Annotated in this window: 3 protein-coding genes; 2 read left to right on the top strand and 1 reads right to left on the bottom strand. The window is 70.0% G+C overall.

Features of this window, described 5'->3' with window-relative positions:
- Positions 1-194, top strand: a 194-nt coding sequence (locus G3N99_RS38585; protein ID WP_206125015.1) for a heme-binding protein, incomplete at its 5' end; no start/stop codon positions are given.
- 4 nt (positions 195-198) lie between these two features.
- On the top strand, positions 199-975 hold the full coding sequence (locus G3N99_RS38590) for an SDR family oxidoreductase (protein WP_206125016.1): 777 nt from the start codon (positions 199-201) through the stop codon (positions 973-975).
- 51 nt (positions 976-1,026) lie between these two features.
- Here the strand turns inward: G3N99_RS38590 and G3N99_RS38595 are convergent.
- Positions 1,027-2,694 (bottom strand): flavodoxin domain-containing protein (locus tag G3N99_RS38595; protein ID WP_206125017.1); only part of this gene is annotated, 1,668 nt, incomplete at its 5' end.

A 2,694-nucleotide genomic window follows, 5' to 3' on the forward strand; every position in this document is an offset into this window, starting at 1 on the left:
GCGACGGCCCGCTGCGCGGCATCGAACACAGCCACGGCGGGCTCGTCACGTTCGGCGGCGGCGAACCGCTCGTCGACGGCGACGGGCGCTGCGTCGGCGCGATCGGCATCTCGGGCGGCCGCGTCGATGAAGACACCGCGATCGCGCAGCACTGCCGCGACCGCTTTCCGGCAACGTTCCACTCCACAAGGTAAGCACATGGCTCAGAAACGCATCCTCATCACCGGCGCAGGCACCGGCTTCGGCCGCGAAGTCGCGCTGCGCCTCGCCGAACGCGGTCACGACGTGACGGCCGGCGTACGCGTCACCGCCGAGATCGACGCACTGACGGCCGCCGCCGCGCAGCGCGGCACCGCGCTGCGCGCGATCAAGCTCGACGTGACGTCGCCTCACGATCGCGCCCGCGCGGCCGAGCTCGACATCGACGTGCTCGTGAACAACGCAGGCGTCGGCGAAGCCGGCGCGCTGGTGGACCTGCCGGTCGAGATCGTCCGCGAGCTGTTCGACGTCAACGTGTTCGGGCCGCTCGAACTCACGCAGCAGATCGCGCGCGGCATGCTCGCGCGCCGGCACGGCAAGATCGTGTTCGTGTCGTCGATCGCGGGCCTGATCACGGGGCCGTTCACGGGCGCCTATTGCGCGTCGAAGCACGCGGTCGAATCGGTGGCCGAGGCGATGCAGGCGGAACTGGCGCCGCACGGGATCAAGGTCGCGGTCGTGAACCCCGGCCCGTACAGCACGGGCTTCAACGACCGGATGATGGAAACGACGCGACGCTGGCGCGATCCGGCCGTGCATACCGTGACGCCAGAACGGCTGACGTTCCCGCTCGAACAGCACGACCCGGAGGAAATGATCGCGAAGATGGTCGACGTGATCGACAGCGACGGCGGCGCGTTCCGCAACCTGCTGCCTGAATCGTCGGAAGCGTTCGTGCGTGCCGAACAGGCGCACGCGTGGGAGCGGCAGCAGTAACCTGCCAGCAGAGAGGCGGAGCGGCGAACGGCACGCCGCCGCTCCGCGCGTTCAGTACACGTCCCGCATGTAGCGGCGCGCCTTCGAAAGCCGTGCGACGTAATCGTTCGCGGCTTCGTCCGACATCCCGCCGTGCTCGGCGACCACCGCCTTCAGCGCCGTGTCGACGTCCTTCGCCATCCGGGCGGCATCGCCGCACACGTAGAAGTGCGCGCCTTCTTCCAGCCACGCGAACAGCTCGGCGCCCTGCTCGCGCATCCGGTCCTGCACGTAGATCTTGTCGGCCTGGTCGCGCGAGAACGCGAGATCGAGCCGCGTCAGGAAGCCGCTGTCGTGCATCGCGCCGAGTTCGTCGCCGTAGTAGAAGTCGGTCTGCGCGTGCTGCTCGCCGAAGAACAGCCAGTTCCGCCCGCGCGCGCCGCGCGCCTGCCGCTCGTGCAGGAAGCCGCGGAACGGCGCGACGCCGGTACCGGGGCCGACCATCACGATCGGCACGTCGCCGTTCACCGGCGGCCGGAAATGCGCGGACTTCTGCACGAACACCGGCACGCGGCCGTCGTCCGCGCGATCGGCGAGGAACGTCGACGCAACGCCTTTGCGCGCGCGCCGGCCGTTGTGATAGCGCACGGCCGACACGGTCAGGTGGACCTCGCCCTGGTGCGCGCTCGGGCTCGACGCGATCGAATAGAGGCGCGGCTGCATGCGCTTGAGCATCCCGACCAGCTCCGTGCCCGACAGCTCGACCGGAAACTCGTGCAGCACGTCCGCGAGCTGCTGCCCCCACAGCCATTGCTTCAGGTCGCCCTTGCGGTCGTCGCCGAGCAGCGACTTCAACGCGCCGTTCGCACTGCGCGACGCGATGAAGGCGAGCGTGTCCGGGTGCGGGCGCGTGATGTCGAAGTGACGGGCGAGCGCATCGCCGAGGCGCACGTCGCCGACGCCCGCCACCGCGACGGGCGCATCGGCCTTCAGCGCGGTGACGGACAGCAGTTCGTCGACCAGCTCCGGGCAATTGGTCGGCCACACGCCGAGCGCGTCGCCGGTTTCGTATTCGAGGTTCGCGCCTTCGGTCGACAGCGACACGTAGCGCGTGTCCTTGGCCGCGCCCGGACGGTTGAGCCGCAGGTTCGCGACGAGCTTCGACGGCGCCGGATGCGCCTTCGTCGGCAGCAGCCCCGACGGGCTCATCCCGCCGGTCGGCACCGCGTGCAGCGCGGCATCGGCCTCCTTGATCCGCGCAACGACGCGTTCGAGCCACTGGTCGGCATCGCGCTGGAATTCGACGTCGCAATCGACGCGTGCGCAGAGACGCGCCGCGCCGAGCTCCGCGAGCCGCGCATCGAGCCGGCGGCCATGGCCGCAGAACTGGTCGTAGTTGCGATCGCCGAACGCGAGCACCGCGAAGTGCACGCCGTCGAGGCGCGCGGCGCTGCCGGCCTGCAGCGCTTCCCAGAATTCGCTGCCGTTGTCGGGCGCGTCGCCGTCGCCGAACGTGCTCGTCATCAGCAGCACATATTGCGCACCGGCGAGCGACGCCACCGGATAGTCGGACATGCACGCGGTACGGATCTCGAAGCCCGCGTTCATCAGCTGCGTCGCGTAGTCCTCGGTCAACGATTCGATGTTGCCGGTCTGCGACGCCCACAGCAGCACGACCTTCGGCCGCGTGCGCACGATCCGCACGCCGCCGGACGCGCCGGCATCGGCCGGCAGCGCAGG

The sequence above is a fragment of the Burkholderia sp. Ac-20392 genome, assembly GCF_017104585.1.
Lineage (GTDB): Bacteria > Pseudomonadota > Gammaproteobacteria > Burkholderiales > Burkholderiaceae > Burkholderia > Burkholderia lata.